The sequence below is a fragment of the Bacteroides sp. AF32-8BH genome (assembly GCF_003435205.1).
Taxonomy (GTDB): Bacteria; Bacteroidota; Bacteroidia; order Bacteroidales; family Bacteroidaceae; genus Bacteroides; species Bacteroides ovatus.
Genome location: NZ_QVLZ01000028.1, coordinates 1 through 21369 on the forward strand (window position 1 = coordinate 1; position 21369 = coordinate 21369).

At 38.0% G+C, this 21369-nt stretch carries 14 protein-coding genes and 3 tRNA genes; 2 read left to right on the top strand and 15 right to left on the bottom strand.

Features of this window, described 5'->3' with window-relative positions:
* Nucleotides 1-291: 291 nt before the first annotated feature.
* The 6 genes from DWZ47_RS19285 to DWZ47_RS19310 form a co-directional block, all read right to left on the bottom strand.
* Nucleotides 292-365: transfer RNA gene (locus DWZ47_RS19285), tRNA-Arg, on the bottom strand.
* Between the two features lie 29 nt (nt 366-394).
* Nucleotides 395-468 (bottom strand) — tRNA-Arg (locus DWZ47_RS19290).
* 20 nt (nt 469-488) lie between these two features.
* A tRNA-Arg gene (locus DWZ47_RS19295) sits at nt 489-562 on the bottom strand.
* Between the two features lie 79 nt (nt 563-641).
* The gene (locus tag DWZ47_RS19300; protein WP_004306064.1) at nt 642-2939 is read right to left on the bottom strand and encodes a patatin-like phospholipase family protein; all 2298 of its coding nucleotides are present in this window, start codon (nt 2937-2939) and stop codon (nt 642-644) included.
* Nucleotides 2940-3110: 171 nt separating this feature from the next.
* Complete coding sequence (gene htpG / locus DWZ47_RS19305) at nt 3111-5156, bottom strand: molecular chaperone HtpG (RefSeq protein WP_117514310.1); 2046 nt, start codon at nt 5154-5156, stop codon at nt 3111-3113.
* A gap of 134 nt (nt 5157-5290) precedes the next feature.
* Nucleotides 5291-7819 (bottom strand): ATP-dependent Clp protease ATP-binding subunit, encoded by a 2529-nt coding sequence (locus tag DWZ47_RS19310; protein WP_074637782.1) that lies wholly within the window; start codon nt 7817-7819, stop codon nt 5291-5293.
* 357 nt (nt 7820-8176) lie between these two features.
* Here DWZ47_RS19310 and gyrA point away from each other — a divergent pair, with 357 nt between their 5' ends.
* Nucleotides 8177-10753: a DNA gyrase subunit A gene (gyrA, locus tag DWZ47_RS19315; RefSeq protein WP_117514312.1), complete on the top strand. Its 2577-nt coding sequence runs from the start codon at nt 8177-8179 to the stop codon at nt 10751-10753.
* A gap of 32 nt (nt 10754-10785) precedes the next feature.
* The gene (locus DWZ47_RS19320) at nt 10786-12000 is read left to right on the top strand and encodes a tetratricopeptide repeat protein (RefSeq protein WP_004295966.1); all 1215 of its coding nucleotides are present in this window, start codon (nt 10786-10788) and stop codon (nt 11998-12000) included.
* A 241-nt stretch (nt 12001-12241) separates the two neighbouring features.
* On the opposite strand, the gene DWZ47_RS19325 is transcribed toward DWZ47_RS19320, so the two are convergent.
* From DWZ47_RS19325 to DWZ47_RS19365, 9 genes are all read right to left on the bottom strand, one after another.
* Nucleotides 12242-13363, bottom strand: a complete 1122-nt coding sequence (locus DWZ47_RS19325) for a universal stress protein (protein ID WP_004306068.1) — start codon at nt 13361-13363, stop codon at nt 12242-12244.
* A gap of 77 nt (nt 13364-13440) precedes the next feature.
* The gene (locus DWZ47_RS19330; RefSeq protein ID WP_004295969.1) at nt 13441-13731 is read right to left on the bottom strand and encodes a hypothetical protein; all 291 of its coding nucleotides are present in this window, start codon (nt 13729-13731) and stop codon (nt 13441-13443) included.
* A gap of 128 nt (nt 13732-13859) precedes the next feature.
* A complete protein-coding gene (locus DWZ47_RS19335) occupies nt 13860-14693 on the bottom strand; it encodes a tetratricopeptide repeat protein (RefSeq protein WP_004295970.1) in 834 nt (277 codons plus the stop codon).
* Between the two features lie 18 nt (nt 14694-14711).
* Nucleotides 14712-16541 carry a BatD family protein gene (locus DWZ47_RS19340; protein ID WP_004325924.1) on the bottom strand — a complete coding sequence of 610 codons (1830 nt, stop codon included), beginning with the start codon at nt 16539-16541 and terminating at the stop codon, nt 14712-14714.
* Between the two features lie 31 nt (nt 16542-16572).
* On the bottom strand, nt 16573-17295 hold the full coding sequence (locus DWZ47_RS19345) for a tetratricopeptide repeat protein (RefSeq protein ID WP_004295972.1): 723 nt from the start codon (nt 17293-17295) through the stop codon (nt 16573-16575).
* An 8-nt stretch (nt 17296-17303) separates the two neighbouring features.
* Entirely contained in the window at nt 17304-18332 is a 1029-nt protein-coding gene (locus tag DWZ47_RS19350; RefSeq protein WP_004295973.1) for a VWA domain-containing protein, read from the bottom strand.
* A gap of 45 nt (nt 18333-18377) precedes the next feature.
* Nucleotides 18378-19361: a vWA domain-containing protein gene (locus DWZ47_RS19355; protein WP_004295974.1), complete on the bottom strand. Its 984-nt coding sequence runs from the start codon at nt 19359-19361 to the stop codon at nt 18378-18380.
* Nucleotides 19362-19410: 49 nt separating this feature from the next.
* On the bottom strand, nt 19411-20499 hold the full coding sequence (locus DWZ47_RS19360) for a hypothetical protein (protein ID WP_117514314.1): 1089 nt from the start codon (nt 20497-20499) through the stop codon (nt 19411-19413).
* Nucleotides 20499-21368: a DUF58 domain-containing protein gene (locus tag DWZ47_RS19365; RefSeq protein WP_004295976.1), complete on the bottom strand. Its 870-nt coding sequence runs from the start codon at nt 21366-21368 to the stop codon at nt 20499-20501. Before DWZ47_RS19365 ends, DWZ47_RS19360 begins: the two co-directional genes overlap by 1 nt.
* Nucleotide 21369: the final 1 nt, after the last annotated feature.

The window sequence follows — 21369 nt, forward strand, 5'->3', positions numbered from 1 at the left end:
GATCATTAGCCTTTTTATTTTAATACACTATATAGAATCGCGGAGACGCTTACATTTCCAAACAGGTGAAAAAGGCTGTGTAAGAGTTGCCCTTCACCCGTAAACGACTTATTTATAGGGAGCCCGGAAGAAAGGTGAAGGTGAAGAGGGAATTGAAAATAAAAGATATGAGGGGATGTATCGCTTGTTTATAATGACTGACTTTTGAATCTTTTTAGTTTAGTTATAGCTAATTTCTTCGATGAAATGGGAGAAAATAAAAATCCTCCGCATCAAATGCAGAGGATTTTGTGATCGCGACAGGATTCAAACCTGTAACCGGCTGATCCGTAGTCAGCTACTCTATTCAGTTGAGCTACGCGACCTCAAATAATATAACTTGTAAATTTTTCAGTGACCGCGACAGGATTCAAACCTGTAACCGGCTGATCCGTAGTCAGCTACTCTATTCAGTTGAGCTACGCGGCCATTCTGTTAATTCAAAAAAGTGATCGCGACAGGATTCAAACCTGTAACCGGCTGATCCGTAGTCAGCTACTCTATTCAGTTGAGCTACGCGACCGTTATTTTGTTTTAACGGGTGCAAAGATACGGACTTTTCCCGAATTAGCAAGCTTTTCAACGACTTTTTTTGTAGAAAATTATTCTATGAACCGATAATTGAATAGTTGTAAACCTATACTTAGTCCGACATTCCACTCCCTTTTCGGTGAGCTATAATGATTTATATATGCAGAGATATCTCCAAAAGGCAATTGACATACAACAGAAATTTCTCCTAAATATTCAAACTTGGAGAAAGCTTTTCCGTAATATGCTTTATTCAACGAGTTTTTTTCGATTGGATAAATAGGCATAAAACCATAAAATTCTCCCCGAAGATGGAACATCTGGCTTAAACGGTAAATAGGCCGAATGCCGGCTCCGACAAATTGATTGGCACGAAAGGCTTCGTTGTAAGTCAATTTGCTATGTAATGTAGGAGAAAACTCTCCAGCTTGCATCATTGTGGCCGTATAGTTCTCGGAGAAGTTTTTGGAGGCATACAGGGCTTTCAAATACCATCCTAAAACCCAATGTTCACTCATATTATGATATTTCTCTTTCATATAAGATAATTGCAGCCAGGAGTGATGATCTTTGTTGTTGCTGGTCGTACTTCCTTCGCCCGGATAGAATCGTTCTTTTCCAACGAAAATCTGGGCTACAAGGGCTTCTCTGTATCCACGTGTAGGATATTGTTTGGAATTAAGAGTACTTCCATTAAAACTAATTGATCCACCAAATAAATCATAGCGGCTTTTATCAAATTTGTCATTTCCGAAGTCAATGACACTTTTTTGAAAATATTTATCCTCTATTCTTGCAATTCCTACTCCAAACTCTGCTCGCTTGCTCGAAAGGAAAGGTAATCCAACCTGTAATTTCAAGAAACGTTCGTCTTTCTGGTTAAAGGCCGGTTTGTTATTTCGCGAAAAAAGTTTGTCCTTCTTAAAATAGTCGAAAGTACTGATCGAACCTATAAGACGATACGAGGTAGGAATGGCAGTGGCAAAGTCTATTTTTGCCATAAATTGCACGTTGTTATATACCTTTCCAAGTTGCCCGTCAAGAATAAACTCTTTGGCATAGTAGTTTAAGTCCTGATAACTAAGTCCCAGGTAGATCTGATTCGAATTGGAGGTGGATATGTTACCTCCCAGCCGTACAGCAAAGTTGTTTTCCAGTTTGACTTTTAAATGCAGATCATAGGTGTCATCTTCCGGATTATAAATTGCATGCGGTATGATTTCTGAAATCATTTTATCTGATAGCAATCGAAAATAACCTTGCTTTAAATCTTCATAGGTGAATTCTTTGTTATCCGACTTATGAAATTCTTTCTTCATATATGCCTGTTGTTGTGGATTAGCTCCATCAATGATGATATTTTTAAAACGTAGTTCCGGGAAATTACTACGGTATACCATTCTCCTTAAACGAATATTGTCCAGATTCACACGCCGATGGATACGGCTTTTGATAGAATCCATCATGCTGATGGTTCGATTATATCCTATATCATGTAATTCGTCGATGCGTTGAAAATCCATCAGATTGACGTTGTCATATTTGAACGTCATTAAAATCCCCATAGAGTCCGGAATAGAATAGTCGGTTTTCTGCATCACCATATTCTCAATTTGACTCATGAGGTCATTTTCCTTGGGTTTAGTGGGATTGGTGGATACAACGCTTCCTATAATGACATCCGGATGAAAATCATCTCTCATGACGTCCGTGGGAAAGTTATTATAGATACCTCCATCGTAGGCCAGTACATTGTCTATTTCAATGGGTTTAAACATGAAAGGGAAGCTCATGGAAGCTCTGACGGCATCTCCTAAATCTCCTTCCTTCATGACTAACTGTTTTTTATTGTACACATCGGACGCAATGCAACGGAAAGGAACAAAAAGTTTATCAAAATCTCCCTTACAAGCGGCCGTAGCACGTGCATATAGGTCAACAAACACGAGATTCATTTGAATCGGGTTGACAACACTGGTAGGCAGGAATTGAGGTTTTAAACTCTTCAGTGAATCTTTGAATGAAAAACGAATATTGAAAAATTCGGGAGTGGGAAGATTCTTTTTGAAATGATATACGTATTTCTCTTCCACTTCTCCGGAATACCATCGTTTAAAGTCCTCCGATTTGAGCAGTTCTACCATGTCGTCAGGAGAGTATCCCATGGCATACAAGGAGCCGATAATGGCTCCCATGGAAGTACCAGCAATGTAGTCAATAGGGATGTTGTTTTCTTCCAATGCGCGAATGATGCCGATGTGCGTCATTCCTTTGGCGCCACCACCGCTTAATACAAGTCCTACTTTTTGGGCATGGATAGCCGGGATAATCAGCCATAAAGTAATGAACACTAAAAAAATCTTTCTCATAACCCAAATCAAACAATTGAATTTTTTGTCTATTAAGTGTTCAAATATATACAATACTTTTCAATTAATCGATATTTTGCCGATCGTTTTAAATTGAAAAAGAGCATTACAACGTGTATTTAACGTTGAATGCTCTTTCTTGAAGTATGTGTAATGTTTAAAGGGGCGATATTAAATCAGCTCAATGCTACGTTTTACGAAGTTATTCAAAGCTTCACCTCTTAACATATTGTTTTGAAGTAAGGCCAGATCGATAAGCTGGCGGATAACTTTGTTATTGCTTGCATAGCCGATAAAGATAGCTTCTTTCTTGCTTTTCAGATCATCCCACTTCTTGTCGAGATCGTTTAATTCATCTTTTTCAGCTGTTGGGATGTCTTCTTCCTTTTTATCCTTCTGTTTGTCTTTCAACTCATTACGTTGTTTGTTGACGTTATCCATTTCGGAGAGTATCGGAGCTACTTCTGCTTGACAGGCATTCTCTTCTTCATTCAATACTTGTTTTATCAACTTGTGGTCTGAATTCAGGATCAGATTGAACATGTCAGGCATTTCGCCGTAGAAGCTCATTCCGGCTTGAATATTTGCCATTTCTTTCATACGACGCATATATTCGCTTTGAGTAATCATGACCGGAGCCGAATTTTCTCCCAACGCTTGCGTCATCACATTGAATTCAACCTTATCCATTTTAGGCAATTGGCTCTTGAAGGCTGTTGTGATTGCATCTTGTTTGCTGGCTTCCAGAGTTTCACCTTTCTTGTCTTCTTTTACAATCAGATTGTCAACAACATCACTGTCTACACGGGTGAAACGGGATTTCTCAAGCTTTTGCTCCAACATACTTACCATAGCTACATCTAACTGGCCATCCATGAGCAAGACATTATAGCCTTTATTGGTTGCAGCCTCAATATAGCTGTATTGTTCGTCCTTGTTATTTGCATACAGATAGATTAGATTTCCATCTTTGTCTGTCTGGTTATCTTTAATAAGGGTCTGATATTCCTCGAATGTGTAATGTTTGTCATTTGTATCGGTGAAAAGGGCGAATTTTTGCGCTTTATCATAGAAATCCTCTTGTGTGAGCATTCCATAATTGATAAATATTTTCAAGTCGTTCCACTTTTCTTCAAACTGCTTACGATCATTCTTGAATATAGACTGTAAACGGTCGGAAACTTTCTTGGTGATATAAGTTGAAATCTTCTTCACGTTTGAGTCGCTTTGCAAGTATGAACGGGAAACGTTCAACGGAATATCCGGAGAATCTATTACTCCATGTAACAAAGTCAGGAAGTCCGGCACAATGCCTTCAACAGAGTCTGTTACATATACTTGATTGCAATATAACTGAATCTTGTTCTTATTTAATTCAATATTGCTCTTTACCTTCGGGAAGTAGAGGATACCAGTCAGATGGAATGGATAATCCACATTCAGGTGAATCCAGAAGAGTGGTTCATCAGACATCGGATATAGCTTGCTATAGAATGATTTGTAATCTTCATCCGAAAGTTCGCTAGGTTTGCGTGTCCACAAAGGAGTGGTATCATTGATTATATTATCTTCAGCCGTTTCTACCTGTTTGCCGTCTTTCCATTCTTTCTTTTTTCCAAATGCAATAGGAACAGGAAGGAAGCTGCAATATTTCTTCAGAAGTTCGGAGATACGTGCTTCTTCGAGGAATTCTTTGCAGTCGTCATCAATGTATAAGATGATATCTGATCCACGGTCGGCTTTTTCTATTTCTTCAATAGTGAATTCAGGGCTGCCATCACAAGTCCATTTTACGGCTTTTGCATCGTCTCTGTATGATTTAGTGATAATCTCCACTTTCTTTGCAACCATAAAGGCAGAGTAGAAGCCAAGTCCGAAATGTCCGATAATGGCATTTGCATCGTTCTTATACTTCTCCAGGAAGTCATTAGCTCCAGAGAAAGCTATTTGATTGATGTACTTCTCTATTTCTTCTGCAGTCAAACCGATACCACGGTCAGAAATGGTAATAGTATCTTTGCCTAATTCAACGTGAACAGTTAAGTCACCCAGTTCACCTTTGAATTCGCCAATAGAAGCAAGCGTATTCAGCTTCTGAGTGGCATCTACCGCATTGGATACTAACTCGCGCAGAAAAATCTCATGGTCACTGTACAAAAACTTTTTAATGATAGGGAAAATGTTTTCTGTTGTAACCCCAATATTACCTTTTTGCATAATACGTATATTTTTTTAGTTTATCTATTGATTAATTTTAATTGATATTTGTCCATACAGAGACAAAAAAAATGCCAGACCCGAAGGTCTGACATTATGGCATATTAAATTATTTTCTTATTCAGGAAATAACTCTATTCCGGAGAAACAACTTTCATCTCCAATTCGCCTTTTTCTTCATTAAGGGTTACTTGAATAGTATCTCCCTCTTTTAAAGACGAGGAAATGATGAGCTCGGATAAACCATCCTCCAGATAGGTTTGAATTGCGCGCTTCAAAGGACGGGCGCCATATTGTACGTCATATCCCTTGCTAGCGATGAATTCTTTTGCCTTATCTTCAATAACAAGCTTGTAACCAATAGATTCTATTCTATCGTACAATCCTTTTAGCTCTATGTCTATAATCTTTGTTATCGCTTCCAGAGAAAGTTGATCAAACGTGATAATCTCATCTACACGATTGATGAATTCAGGCGCGAATGATTTATTTAGAGCTTTTTGTATTACACTTCGCGAGAATTCTTTATCATCCAGGCGGCTTTGTGTCGCAAAACCAACACCACGTCCAAATTCTTTTAGCTGGCGGGTTCCGATATTGGAAGTCATGATAATAACGGTATTTTTGAAATCTACCATTCTGCCATAACTGTCAGTCAGACGACCCTCATCCATTACCTGAAGCAGGATATTGAATACATCCGGATGTGCTTTTTCTATTTCATCAAGCAATACAATAGAATATGGTTTACGGCGCACTTTTTCTGTCAGCTGGCCACCTTCTTCATATCCTACGTATCCCGGAGGTGCTCCAACCAAGCGTGAAACAGTGAACTTTTCCATATATTCGCTCATATCGATACGAATCAATGCATCGGCAGAACCGAACATATACTTGGCCAACTCTTTTGCTAAGTGAGTTTTACCAACTCCTGTCGGACCTAAGAACATAAACGTGCCAATGGGCTTATTAGGATCTTTGAGTCCTACACGGCTTCGCAAAATGGCTTTGACCAGCTTTTCTATCGCTGTGTCTTGTGCGATGACTTTAGCTTGCAAATCTTCTTTCATACCTGCTAGCTTGATGCCTTCGGCCTGTGCCATTCGTTGTACTGGAATGCCTGACATCATTGAGATAACATTGGCAATTTCTTCTGCATCAACAGTTTGCCTGTTTTCTTTTAGATTGGCTTCCCATTCTTTTTTCATCTCATCCAATTGGATAGAAAGTTCTTTCTCCTTATCACGGAAGCTAGCTGCAAGTTCAAAATTCTGCGATTTTACGGCTTCATTTTTCTTGTTTTTAGCTTCTTCGATCAGCTTTTCCTGTTCTTCTATCTCTTTGGGTACATTGACATTAGTAAGATGTACACGTGAGCCGGCTTCATCTAAAGCATCAATGGCTTTATCAGGGAAATTACGATCTGTGATATAGCGGTCTGTCAGCTTGACACATGCTTCCAATGCTTCATCTGTATAATACACATTGTGATGATCTTCATATTTATCCTTGATATTACGCAAAATCTGCAGAGTTTCGGCAGCAGTAGTCGGTTCTACGATTACTTTTTGGAAACGACGTTCCAATGCGCCATCTTTCTCAATATTCTTACGATATTCATCAAGAGTGGTGGCACCGATACATTGTATTTCTCCTCTTGCCAATGCTGGCTTTAGCATATTGGCGGCATCCATAGAGCCTGCTGCAGAGCCTGCGCCTACAATCGTGTGAATTTCATCAATGAATAATATAACATTCGGATTCTTCTGCAATTCATTGAGAATGGAACGGATACGTTCTTCAAATTGTCCACGGTACTTTGTTCCTGCCACAACAGCAGTCATGTCAAGAGCAACGACTCGTTTATCAAACAGGATACGCGAAACCTTTTTCTGAATGATTCTCAATGCAAGACCTTCAACAATCGCTGATTTTCCTACACCGGGTTCACCAATCAGAATTGGGTTATTCTTTTTGCGTCGACTTAATATCTGCGCTAAACGTTCGATTTCTCTTTCTCTGCCCACAACAGGATCCAACCGTCCTTCTTCTGCCGCTTTTGTCATGTCAGTACCGAAATTGTCAAGTACCGGCGTATCATTAGACGGCTTCTTGGAAGCGGTTTGTGCCTGTTGGCGTTCATCCGAGCCACCTCTGCCGGAACGAGGAGAAGACATTTCTTCGTCATCCTCATCGTCTTCCGAAAAGCCCATGCCGGAATTGATATCCGGCTGCAATGTAGCTTGCTCCAGTACTTTCACGTAGTTTATATCGTTTGCTTCAAGTACGGAAGCCGCCATATTGTTTTTTTCTCTTAAAATAGCCAATAATACATGTTCTGTATCAGCGATGTTACTTTTCATTCCACGAGCTTCTAAAATACACATTTTTAATATCTTTGCCGCATCATTAGATAACGGCACCTCTGCATCAGGCAATAACATTTCATCAGCTTCTGCCTTCAGCTGAGCTTCAATCTGTTGCTTTATAGCAGCCAGATTGGTGTTGAGTTTAGACAATATCTCGATAGCTTTTCCTTCACCGTCACGGAGTATTCCCAGAAGCAGGTGTTCGGGACCTATATACCTACTTCTCAACCGATTCGCTTCTTCCTTACTATAGACGATAATGTCGGAAACTCTTTGTGAGAATTGATTATTCATACTTTTTTCCTTTTCTTCTAAGGGTTATTCACTGGCAAATATACGCATTTAATCAAGTTTGTATTGCAATATTTGCTTTATTTCTTATATCTACAAATGGCGTGCCATAAAAACAGTGTATTTGTATTATATATATAAGGTATAACAAATAATAGGCTCTTTTTTACCGATGTTATTTATCTTTCAATATTATATTTATCGTTTTTATCTTTTTATTTTTGTATTTTAAAGTTTGGCGGGTTATCGTCTCGGTCATGATAAAACTTTCTTTCTAAAAACTTTCGTATATCGGGGAAAAGTAGTACTTTAGCGTGGTTTTTCACAAACCGTAGAATGTATAATTAATAATCATTTTAAATGCTTGAACAAGACAGAATTATAAAGATTAACATCGAGGAGGAAATGAAGTCATCGTACATTGACTACTCCATGTCGGTCATCGTTTCGCGTGCCCTTCCGGATGTTAGAGATGGATTTAAGCCTGTTCACCGTAGAATTTTATACGGAATGATGGAATTAGGCAATACTTCAGACAAACCTTATAAAAAGTCAGCGAGAATCGTGGGTGAGGTACTTGGTAAGTATCATCCTCATGGGGATTCTTCTGTTTATTTTGCAATGGTACGTATGGCGCAGGAATGGGCAATGCGTTATCCTTTGGTAGATGGACAGGGAAACTTTGGTTCTGTGGATGGTGATAGCCCTGCTGCTATGCGTTATACAGAAGCTCGTCTCAATAAGTTGGGTGAAGCAATGATGGATGACCTGTATAAGGAAACCGTTGATTTTGAGCCTAACTTTGATAATACGCTGGTGGAACCTAAGGTGATGCCGACGCGTATCCCGAACCTTCTGGTGAACGGAGCATCCGGTATTGCTGTTGGTATGGCTACCAATATGCCTCCTCATAATCTTTCGGAAGTGATTGAAGCATGTGATGCATATATTGATAATCCGGAAATTACGGTAGAGGAACTGATGGAATTTGTTAAAGCACCGGATTTCCCTACTGGCGGATATATATATGGTGTGAGTGGTGTACGCGAAGCATATTTGACAGGTCGCGGACGTGTAATTATGCGTGCGAAAGCTGAAATTGAAAGCGGACAAACACATGACAAGATCATAATAACAGAGATTCCTTATAATGTAAATAAGGCCGAACTGATTAAATATATTGCTGATCTTGTAAATGATAAGAAGATAGAAGGTATCTCAAATGCCAACGATGAGTCTGACCGTGATGGTATGCGTATTGTTATTGACATAAAACGTGATGCAAATGCAAGTGTAGTGTTGAATAAACTCTATAAAATGACAGCTTTGCAGACCTCTTTTGGCGTTAACAATGTGGCTTTGGTTCATGGACGTCCAAAAACGTTGAATCTAAGAGATTTAATTAAATATTTCATTGAGCATAGACACGAAGTTGTTATTCGTCGTACTCAGTTCGATCTTCGTAAGGCGAAAGAGCGTGCGCACATTCTTGAAGGTTTGATTATTGCTTCAGATAATATTGATGAAGTAATTCGTATCATTCGTGCTGCAAAAACTCCGAATGACGCAATAACAGGCTTGATTGAGCGATTTAACCTGACAGAAATTCAGGCTCGTGCAATTGTAGAAATGCGTTTGCGTCAGTTAACCGGTCTGATGCAGGATCAGCTTCATGCGGAATACGAAGAAATAATGAAGCAGATAGCTTATTTGGAAAGTATTCTGGCTGATGATGAAGTATGTCGTCGGGTAATGAAAGAGGAATTGTTAGAAGTCAAAGCGAAATATGGAGATGTACGTCGCTCTGAAATTGTTTATTCTTCAGAAGAATTTAATCCGGAAGACTTCTATGCAGATGATCAGATGATTATTACAATTTCTCATATGGGTTATATTAAACGTACACCGTTGACCGAATTCCGTGCACAAAATCGTGGTGGAGTAGGTTCGAAAGGTACGGAAACCCGTGATGAAGACTTTGTAGAGCATATTTATCCTGCTACCATGCACAATACCATGATGTTCTTTACACAAAAGGGTAAGTGTTATTGGCTGAAAGTATATGAAATACCTGAAGGAACGAAGAATTCTAAGGGCCGTGCTATTCAGAACTTGTTGAATATTGATTCGGATGATAATGTAACTGCATACTTGCGTGTGAAGAGTTTAGAGGATTCCGAGTTTATCAATAGCCACTATGTATTATTCTGTACTAAGAAAGGTGTAATAAAGAAGACATTGCTTGAACAGTATTCTCGTCCTCGTCAGAATGGTGTAAATGCTATAACTATCCGCGAAGATGATAGCGTAATTGAAGTTCGTATGACGAATGGAAATAATGAAATCATCATTGCAAACCGCAATGGTCGTGCAATTCGTTTCCATGAGGCAGCAGTTCGTGTAATGGGACGTACAGCAACAGGTGTACGTGGTATTACGTTGGATAATGATGGTCAGGATGAAGTAGTAGGAATGATTTGTATCAAAGATTTGGAGACAGAATCTGTAATGGTAGTTTCCGAACAAGGATATGGTAAACGTTCTGAAATTGAAGACTATCGTAAAACGAACCGTGGAGGTAAGGGTGTGAAGACCATGAATATTACCGAAAAGACAGGTAAGTTGGTAACAATCAAGTCGGTAACCGATGAAAATGACTTGATGATTATCAATAAGTCTGGTATCACTATTCGTTTGAAGGTAGCGGATGTTCGTATAATGGGCCGTGCTACTCAAGGCGTTCGTCTGATAAATCTTGAAAAACGTAACGACCAGATTGGTTCGGTATGTAAGGTTATGACAGAAAGTCTTGAAGATGAAATTCCGGCAGAAGAGGCAGAGGGTACAATCGTGAGTGATCCGAATGCTGATGTTCCTGATATTGATGATGCAGCGGACGTAAATGAAAACGAAAGCAATAACGAAATTGAGGAATAGACATAATATTAATAATTAATCAAACAACAATCATGAAAAGAGTATTATTTTCTATGGTTTTATTGATGGCTGTTAGCTTCTCATTCGCTCAGATGAAGAATGTGAAAGAAGCAAAGAGTATGGCTAATGACGTAAAACCTAATTTTAAGCAGGCTGAACAGCTTATTAAGGAGGCTATGAAGAATCCTGAAACGAAGGATCTTGCTGACACATGGGACGTTGCTGGATTTATTCAGAGACGTATCAACGAGGAGCAAATGAAAAATGCTTTTTTGAAGAAACCGTATGATACATTGAAAGTATACAATAGTATTCTGAAAATGTATGAGTACTATAATAAGTGTGATGAATTAGCGGAAATACCTAATGAAAAGGGAAAAGTTAAAAACAAATATCGGAAGGCTAATGCTTCCAGTATGTTGGCTGAACGTCCTAATTTGATTAATGGTGGTATTCAGTATTTCAACCTGGACAAGAATAAAGAGGCTTTGAAGTTCTTTGCAACCTATGTAGAGTCAGCTTCTTATCCGATGTTAGCTGATAAAGAATTGGCTAAAAACGATACTCTTCTTCCGCAAATTGCTTATTATGCAACATTAGCTGCTGATAGAGTAGGTGATAAAGATGCGATCATTAAATATGCTCCTATGGCTTTATCCGATAAAGATGGAGGTAAATTTGCAATGCAATTGATGGCTGATGCTTATAAAGCTAAAGGTGATACTGCTGCATGGATTAAGTCTTTGGAAGAGGGTATCCTTAAGTTCCCTGGAAATGATTATTTCTTCGCTAATTTGGTTGATTATTATAATAGCTCTAATCAAGCTTCTAAAGCTATGGAGTTTGCTGATAGAATGTTAGCTAATGATCCGAATAACAAGTTGTATTTGTATGTAAAAGCATATCTTTATCATAATATGAAAGAATATGATAATGCAATCGAATACTACAAAAAAGCTATTGCTGCTGATCCGGAATATGCAGAAGCATACTCTAATGTAGGTTTGGTATATTTGATGAAAGCACAGGATTATGCTGATAAAGCAACAACAGATATCAATGATCCTAAGTACGCTGAAGCACAAGCTGTGGTTAAGAAATTCTACGAAGAAGCTAAACCATTCTATGAAAAAGCCAGAGCTTTAAAACCCGATCAACAAGATTTATGGTTGCAAGGTCTTTACAGAGTTTACTATAACTTGAATATGGGACCTGAATTCGAAGAAATCGATAAGATGATGAAGTAAGATCGTTTTCTGAAAAAATATAAGAAGGCTATTAGAAATAGTAGTCTTCTTTTTTTTATTCAATAGTTTAAAGTAGTAATTGAAAAATCTTATATTTGATATGGACTTGAGTGGAACAGGTAAATTTCTTCATTTAAATAAAAATAGAAAAAGGAGTAAGGTCATTATATTACTCCTTTTTCTATTAAACATAATACTTATTATTCCCTAATCTTGGATGCTCATTTTTTGCCTGATTTGATCAGCTGTTAATAACAAGCAATGGTGTATCTGAATGGAAAATCATTTTTCTGGCAATACTTGGATTAAATAATCGAGCAAATATATTCCTTTTGTAAGAAGTCAAAGTGATTATATCTATATGATTATCTTTGATATACTGATCAAGTCCTTTTAATAAATTATCATTCATCACTACGTCATAATGAATTTCAAGCCCCGGATATTGCTTGTGAAAATATTCTTTTATACCTGCTAGTTTTATTTCATTCCAGGTATCTTTAGAATCTGTAAGGTGTATCAAAGATACAGAAAAATGGAATGATTTCCAAGTATTAAAGAATGCCTCGAAAGCAATTAGATCTCTTTGATCAAAATTGGTAATAAAGGCAATCCGTTTTGCTTCACTAAACTGTTTAAATGGTGTATTTTCCGGAATAGCCAATACAGCCGTGCGACTCCTGTCAATAACTTCAGCGGTTACACTGCCAATTAAATCAATGTCTTTCTGATTTTTGCCTCGGGTACCCATAATGATAACCATAGGACGCTGTTCTTTAGCATATCTTAAGATTTCCTCCTCTGGAATACCTTCACGTAAGATGCAGCTATATTTAACGTTGGGAAATTCGCCTGATGCAACTTTTTCTTTTATCTTCTCTGATAAAGCATTGAGATCAGAATGGACTTTTTGGATAATCGTTTTTACAGATTCTTCATCTCCAATCTGGTAATTGAAAACATCCCCATAAGGCAACGACGATGCATAAATAGGCGTGAAATAGACATGCAACAGGATGACTTCTGCATTTTCTGTTTTTGCCAGGTTGAATGCAAATTCACATGCTTTCATCGAATAATTAGAGAAGTCGACGGGAATTAAAATCTTATTTGATTTATCTTTTACTTTGGGCTCCTTCTCTCCCACTATACTTTCAGACAGCCATGTAGAACTTTCTGTTATTTTCAAAGCACGTGGCAGATCGCTTTCTTTAATTCGTAAACGCACTCCCGATGAAACAACCGGTTGTATTTGATTAACGTTATGAATGTAGGTTTCTATACCTTCATTTTCCAAGACATTCTTTAAGATCTGCGCTTTGGTGTATGTCAGAATGGCCAGGGTTACTAATTTGTCTTCCATAAATGTACATTTTATAAGGTGAAAACAAATAAGAAATCCCAATTGTTTGATTCAATTGGGATTCAGTTTGTTATATTTTAAACTTGCACAGATTCGGTAGCCTGTTCTTTTTGCATACTCATATTCAATTCATCTAGGATTTTTAAAGCCCGATCAAGAACGGTCGTGTCATCCAACATTACAAGCCCACCATCTGGACCGGGCTCGAGATGTATTCCGACGCTTTTTCCCTCCTTGAAATTGTGTCCTCCGAAGAAGTTTCGCACTGTATCTACGTGCAAACCAAGTTCGTCTGCTATTCTATGCATGCTACCGCTAGGCAATGAATCTTTAATTTTACGAAGTTCATTAAACGTTATTGTTCTCATGTCTCATAAATTTAATGGTTAATACTATGTGATTTTTTTATCACGCTATAAACTTAAGCAAAAAAAAAGATAAAACAAATTATTTGCTTATCTTTTTTTCTTGAATATATAAAATCTATTAATGACCTTTATATCACCTCGATAGCAGAAGCAGGTACCCACCCGACTTTTCCATCTTCCAGTCGAATTTCTTTCCATTCTTTCATAGAGTTGTCTTTGACACTTACCTTTCTCCCTTCATGGAGAATAAACAAGCTAGTCCCACTCTCACTTGGAGTACTTCGTACTGTTACACTCGGATTCATTACTATCGCCTCACTTCGATTAACCAAATGCTCTTTTTGTTGCGAAGCAAAAAGATTAGAGCAAACAGTGACAATCAGCAAAATGATTCCTGATATGAATCCTATTTTCTTTAACATAATCTGTTTGGAGAATATAAAGAAATAGAAAGCGATAATCAATAGAATAAAGGAGACAATACCCCATGTGGCCCATGCATCTACACTCATACTATTTGTCAGAGATTTGATCCATGAAACAAAGAATACTTCAGGAACAGGTTCAACCTTGTCTATTGTTTTTGCACGTGCCACTTCAAGATTAGCACGGATGTCACCATTTCCTGGTTGTAATAGCAGAGCACGCTCATAATTTAAAACAGCTTTCGCTATCTCCCCTATTTTATAATAACTATTTCCCAGATTGTAATAGACGTCGGCAGCTTCTCCATTTTTCAGTAATGCTTCATATATCTGAATAGCTGCTGCATAATCTTCTTTTATATATGCGGAATCTCCTTCAGCTTTTGTTGCATCTTCCAGTGTATTACTGGAAAATGTGGTATGCGAAGCGTGGATAGAATCAACTCCATTCGTTTGTCTAGTATCAATGCTTAACGAATCTTGTCCGAAACAAGTAAGCGACATTGATAATAATATAAAAAATAATATCTTTTTCATGACATAATCTCTTCTGGGTTAATGTTTTATTGAATTCTCCATTTTGCTTATTACTTCTATTGAAGAAGAATAAACTTTATCCATAGCTTGATTCTCATCACCTGGAGCAAACCGTGCAAATTCACAATCATTCAATGCATTCAGGAATTCTTTGATTAGTTCCTCATTTACTCCGTGATTTCTTAGTTTCTCTTCAATATTATCTTTAGATAAACGAGATACCGGAATATTCAGTTTGTCACTTATATATCCCCACAATGCCTTTAATACCTCATCGTAGAAAGCATCTTTTTTATTTTCGGAGAGTAATTTTCCTGCAAGCTTCATACGCTTCGTTGCCACTTTATTTGCTTTCTTCGTACGCATTTTAGCAACATTTGCATTTTCAGCAGCTTGCTTACGATAAATAATAAAGAAAATAATAAAGGCAAGAGCCGGAATGATATAGAATAACCAATATGTCATTGAACCATAGAAGAAACTTCCTTTAGGTTGGAGAGTAACTTCATTCTGTTTAATATAACGGATGTCTTCACCTAATACTTTCAAGTCCTCTTTATTCGTGAAGTTAGCAATTACTTGATCCGCATTACCTGCACCTTTCTCAACATTTACTACATAATCTTCTGTTTTCAGTGTTTTGTAAGACTTGGAGCGAATATCAAAATAGCTGAAAGATACTCCCGGAATCTTATATGTTCCGGCATGTCTCGGAATTGCTAAATATTCAATAACTTTATTGCCTGTGAGTCCTTCCCGGGTTAATCTGACTTGATTGTCTACTTTGGGATCATATACTTCAAAATCATCCGGGAATTTAATTTCCGGATTAGAAATCAACTTCAGGTTACCTGTACCGGATATTACCAGTTTAATAGTAATAGCATCATTGGTTTTCAGTTCCTTACTGTTGATAGAAGAAGATATATTGAACTCTCCCACTCCACCTGAAAAATCTGCAGGTTTACCCGTAGGAAGCGGATTGACATTTATTGCTATCTTAGGAGTGGAAATATTTTTTTTAATTTCAATGACATTACTTCCTCCATTGAAGAAGGCATCAAAAGGATCATCTGATTGCACAGGTTTTCCGATAGTCATCTGGAACTGTGCCGGATCAATATATAGCTTTCCTGATTGTTGCGGGAAGAGAACAAACTGGCGATAAACCGTTGTATAGTAATTACGTCCCTGATAATGCTCCGGAGTCCATCTTGCATTGGTTGTCATTTCTATTTCTTGAGAATGGAAACCTTTAAAGTCGGGCAATTTCGCATTATTAAGTTGTAAGTTGGATTCTCTGGTGTATATTTTATAGGTCAGGACAAAAGCCTCCTGTTCATACACATTTGTTTTACTGGCACTTGCCATAATAAAAAGGTCCTGATTAGAGACACTTGTACCAGATGAGGAATGTATAGAACCACTACTACTATTATTTTGTCCGCTATTGCCACCTTGATCTTGTGGCAATACTTTAATCTTTACTGAGTTTGACACCATTTGGTCACCATCGGCAACAATGGAGGCACCGGGTATTGTGTATTCTCCGGCATTATTAGCCATTAATATGTATGTAAATGTAATACTACTAGTAGATGTAACATTACCATTCACTATTTGAGTACTACTTTGTTGTGAACGGCTTGGACCCATCAATACATCAAAACCTTTGATTGATGGTGCCCGAAAATCTTTCACTTTTTGTGTAGTTACAATATACGACAGCCTGAATTGTTCGCCTACTACCACTGCATCAGGAGCAGAAGCAGTAAAAGACACCTTATCAGCAAACACATGAGTGCTATATGCTATCAATGCCATCAATATAATAATCAGTTTTTTCATTGCTTATGAAATTTATATCATCAACTTTATATTACCAATCTTTTTCCAAGCGACCGCCTTGCATAACTTTTTGTTGCTTCTTCACTTTATCCTGCACATCTTTCTCGTCCTGCATGACAGAATTCAGTAATTGTTCAGCATTTTCCTTTGACATCTGATTATCTTGTTTCTTTTCAGATTTCGGTGGTTGCTGCTGATCTTTCTTTTCATCTTGTTTCTGATCCTTCTGTTTGTCTTTATTCTGGTCCTGTTTCTGATCTTGTTTTTGCTGATCTTTGTTTTGGTCCTGATTTTGATCTTGATTCTGTTGATTTTGTTGGTCTTTCAGCATTTTCTGTGCAAGAGCCAAATTGTACCGGGTTTCATGATCGGTAGGATTATTACGCAGTGACATTTTATATGCATCTACAGCTTTGGCATAGTCTTTACCAGCCTGGAAAATTACTCCCATATTGTGATAAATATGGGCGAGTTTCATTTTATCTTTTTCTATTTTGCTGGCCGATACATATTGTTCCATGGCATCCTGAAACTTTTGCTGTTGCGAAAGGGTATTTCCCAGATTATACATGGATACCGTAGACTTGGGATTAGCTTCCAAGGCCTTCCGATAGTTCACCTCTGCATCAACAAATACGCTATCATTAAACAGACGGTTTCCCTTACGGATATAGTCGCGTTCTGCTTTCTGAGCCGATACACCAGCTGCCGCTAACAGAAATACAGCGAATAGAATATATTTACTTTTTAACATACGTATAACTATTTCTTATTAGAAAACAGGTGAATGTTCTTAAATAAAGGATTTTTGCGATCCAGAATTAAGATTTCTGCCAATAACAATAGTAGAATAACCCATGCAATAGCCTGGAATTGTTCGTTAAACTCCGTATATACTTTCGACTCTACATCAGATTTCGCCATTTTATTCACTTCTTGATTGATGGCCTTTTGGGCTGAATTAGAATTATCTACTCGTACATATATACCTTTTCCTTCTTTTGCAATTTCCTGACACATAGCTTCATTCAAACGGGTAACAATCACATTACCTTCCCGGTCGCGGCGGTAATCATTCGTTCCTTCCACCGGTATTGGAGCGCCATCAGGCATACCTACTCCCAATACACTTACTTGAATACCCTTTTCTGCCGCAGCTTTGGCAGCTTCCACTGCACCACCTTCATGATTTTCACCATCAGTAATAACAATAATAGCCCGTCCTACCCCTTCTTGCGGAGTGAAACTACGGGCTGCCAGATTGATTGCTTCCCCAATAGCTGTACCCTGTTTAGAAATCAACGAAGGACTAATGGATTCTAAGAACATCTTAGCGGAAATATAGTCACTTGTAATTGGCAGCTGTGTAAAAGCGTCACCGGCAAATACAATCATACCTACCTTATCATTATCAAGCTCATCTACTAATCTGGATATTAATCTTTTTGCTTTTTCTAAACGGCTAGGCTGTACATCCTGCGCTAACATAGAGTTTGAAATGTCCAAAGCAATAATTACCTCTACTCCCTTGCGTTTAACCGTTTCCAGTTTTGAACCGAATTGAGGGCGTGCCAGTAATACGGAGAACAAACCAATAGCAACAAAAATAATCCAGAATTTTACATCCGGACGATATTTGGATACGTCAGGCATTAACTGAGCCAACAAAGTCGGATCTCCGAAACGTCGGATATTCTTTCTCCTCTTGTAATTGGAATACAAGTAGAAAGCTGCTAAAAAAGGTAATAGCAACAATAAATATAAATATGTAGGTTCTCCAAATCGAAACATCTTCTTACTATTTTATGATTGGCAAATAACGATTGACAAACATCCTTATGGAATTTTCTTGAGTACCGAATTACGTAATAGTACTTCCAACAAGACACAGAGGAAAGCTGCTAAAGCAAACCAATGATATTCTTCGTCCCGCTTACTATACTCTTTTACATTCAGTTTCGTCTTTTCCAGTTTATCAATTTCTTCATATACTTCTTTAAGCTTCGAGTTGCTCGTAGCCCGGAAATAGTTACCATCTGTCGTTCCGGCAATCTCTGTCAATGTCTTTTCATCAATTTCTACCGGCATACTTACATATTGCACCGTATTTCCGACTGGATAAGGATAAGGAGCCATTCCATTGGTACCTACTCCGATGGTATATACACGAATACCAAAGCTTTTTGCTATTTCTGCCGCTGTCATAGGCGAAATATCTCCCTTGTTATTTGTACCATCCGTCAATAGGATAATAACTTTGGATTTCGCTTTGCTATCTTTTAAGCGGGTTACAGCATTTGCAATACCCATACCGACAGCAGTACCGTCAGTGATAAGACCACATTTGATATTATGTATCATATCCAATAATACAGCATGGTCTACAGTCAACGGACATTGGGTGAAAGTTTCTCCTGCAAATAATGTAATACCGATATTATCATTGGGACGTCCATTGATAAACTCTGCAGCTACGTCTTTAGCAGCTTCCAGTCTGTTCGGCTTCAAGTCTTCAGCCAGCATACTGGTAGAAACGTCGATAGCTAGCATAATATCAATTCCTTCTATCTCACTGTTCTGCCACTTATTAGTAGTTTGCGGGCGTGCAAGAACCAAAATAACCAGTACTAAAGCAAGGCAGCGTAATAGAAATGGAACATGCAACAAATAATTCTTATAACTTTTAGGTGTATGCGCATATACCCGGGCATCTGAAATTTGAAGAGTTGCTTCACTTTTCTTTTGCTTCAGGATATACCATACAATATACGGTATAAGCAATAATAGCAAAAACAGATATTCAATATTGGCAAAAACCATTTTATTTATGATTTAACAGTTTACTATTTAGTATTAAGCTATACATCCTTTATACAAAAAGATTGTATAACTGTAGACCTATATATATAAAGGTACCGATCAATGCTGCTGATAACAATGCAATTCCACAAATCAGCATAGCTTTAACACGTAAAGGACGTTTCTCAATAATAGTGATTTCCGTTGGTTGCGGTTTCTGATTTTCCTCTTCCGGTTGTTTGGTCTCATTGATAAAATCAATGGCATTAATCAAATTGGCATCGTTTTCATTCATCTGAGGATTATGCTTGGCGAACTTCACTAAATCAGCAGTCTGGAACAATAGTTTTAGGTCTGATATGGCCTCTTTATCATTCATTTCCAGTAACTGATCAATTATTTCAGAAGAAGTCATTTCCAATGCATTAAATCCGAAACGATCCTTTATATATGTACGAATAGCATCGGTAAGTTCGGTATAGTACTCCTTCGATTGCCCTTTCTGCCATACCTTCTCTGTCTTGATACGTTCTATCTCTTTCATTGCAGCCTGATGTGGCGGCAATTTAGGTTCAACTTTAATTTTACGGATAATCGGTTTATTATCACGTATGCGAACAATCAGATAGATCAGCAAGCCAAGCAAAGGTAAAGCCAAGAATGAACAAGCGATCAATCCATACCAGTCTTCCCATGCAAAAGGAGCTTTCATCACAGGTTTTTGTCCGAAGAACTGGTCCGGATGTAAGGTGTCAACCGGCATTGAATATACTTTTAATGCGAGAGCTTTGGAGTTGTACACTTTCCCATCTACGGTAACCGGCATTGGCGGCAGATAATATAGAGCAGAGTCAAAAGAAGTGATAATGTACTCCTGCGTAATCACCATCCTCTGACGATCATTCAGGAATTGGGTATCTGGTTTGACTGTTTCTATAATTTCCACACCTCTTACCAGTGTATCAGTGTAAGCAGGAAAAATAGCACGCTGTTTGGCATCCATGGCTACTTGCAATTGCACTTTCGCCTGTTCGCCGATTAGTATCTGCAGTGAATCAATTTTTGCTTCTACTGTAACAGACTGTGCTACTGCTTTACTGACAAACAATAGACCTAATAATGCTATCAGAATAATATTTCTATTCATCTTTGATTCCATTAATTTCGTTTGGCAAATAAATTCAACAATGCCTTTACGTAATCCTGATCGGTTCTGACGGATACAGCATCTACGTTACTTTTGGTAAAAGTATCGTTCAGTTCAGTCTGCTTTTGTATCCACCAGTCGCGATGTGCCCGGCGTACAGCTTTGGAAGAGGTGTCAATCCATTGTTCATGCCCAGTTTCTGCATCTTTGATTCGCATCAGTCCTACTGGAGGAAGATCACTGACTCTCCTGTCGTATACTTGCAATGCTACTACATCATGTTTCCTGTTAGCAATGGTCAGCGCATTCTTAAAGCTTTCCTGGTCAATAAAATCTGATAAGATAAATGCAGTGCAACGCCTTTTCATTACGTTTGTCAAATATTCCAAGGCAAGACGAATATTTGTGCGACGGCTTTCCGGTTGGAAATCAATCAATTCACGGATAATATACAAGATATGTTTACGTCCTTTCTTGGGAGGAATAAACTTCTCTATCCGGTCTGAAAAGAAAATCACACCTATTTTATCATTATTCTGGATGGCAGAGAAAGCAAGAGTAGCAGCGATTTCCGTCACCATATCTTTCTTTAACTGCTTGATCGTACCAAATTCCAAACTTCCGGAAACATCAACCATTAACATAACTGTCAGTTCACGTTCTTCTTCAAACACTTTCACATAAGGTTTATTGAAGCGCGCAGTCACATTCCAGTCTATGTCACGTATATCATCACCGAATTGATATTCACGGACTTCCGAAAATGACATACCCCTACCTTTGAAAGCCGAATGATACTGGCCTGCAAAGATATTGTTAGACAATCCTCGTGTCTTTATTTCAATTTGGCGAACTTTTTTTAGTATTTCACTTGTTTCCATT

Coding starts and splice junctions, on each gene's coding strand:
- DWZ47_RS19310 (WP_074637782.1), bottom strand. CDS start 7,819: ATGAATAATCAATTCTCACAAAGAGTTTCCGACATTATCGTCTATAGT.
- DWZ47_RS19365 (WP_004295976.1), bottom strand. CDS start 21,368: ATGGAAACAAGTGAAATACTAAAAAAAGTTCGCCAAATTGAAATAAAG.
- DWZ47_RS19355 (WP_004295974.1), bottom strand. CDS start 19,361: ATGGTTTTTGCCAATATTGAATATCTGTTTTTGCTATTATTGCTTATA.
- gyrA (WP_117514312.1), top strand. CDS start 8,177: ATGCTTGAACAAGACAGAATTATAAAGATTAACATCGAGGAGGAAATG.
- DWZ47_RS19335 (WP_004295970.1), bottom strand. CDS start 14,693: ATGAAAAAGATATTATTTTTTATATTATTATCAATGTCGCTTACTTGT.
- DWZ47_RS19360 (WP_117514314.1), bottom strand. CDS start 20,499: ATGGAATCAAAGATGAATAGAAATATTATTCTGATAGCATTATTAGGT.
- htpG (WP_117514310.1), bottom strand. CDS start 5,156: ATGCAAAAAGGTAATATTGGGGTTACAACAGAAAACATTTTCCCTATC.
- DWZ47_RS19340 (WP_004325924.1), bottom strand. CDS start 16,541: ATGAAAAAACTGATTATTATATTGATGGCATTGATAGCATATAGCACT.
- DWZ47_RS19325 (WP_004306068.1), bottom strand. CDS start 13,363: ATGGAAGACAAATTAGTAACCCTGGCCATTCTGACATACACCAAAGCG.
- DWZ47_RS19300 (WP_004306064.1), bottom strand. CDS start 2,939: ATGAGAAAGATTTTTTTAGTGTTCATTACTTTATGGCTGATTATCCCG.
- DWZ47_RS19330 (WP_004295969.1), bottom strand. CDS start 13,731: ATGAGAACAATAACGTTTAATGAACTTCGTAAAATTAAAGATTCATTG.
- DWZ47_RS19345 (WP_004295972.1), bottom strand. CDS start 17,295: ATGTTAAAAAGTAAATATATTCTATTCGCTGTATTTCTGTTAGCGGCA.
- DWZ47_RS19350 (WP_004295973.1), bottom strand. CDS start 18,332: ATGTTTCGATTTGGAGAACCTACATATTTATATTTATTGTTGCTATTA.
- DWZ47_RS19320 (WP_004295966.1), top strand. CDS start 10,786: ATGAAAAGAGTATTATTTTCTATGGTTTTATTGATGGCTGTTAGCTTC.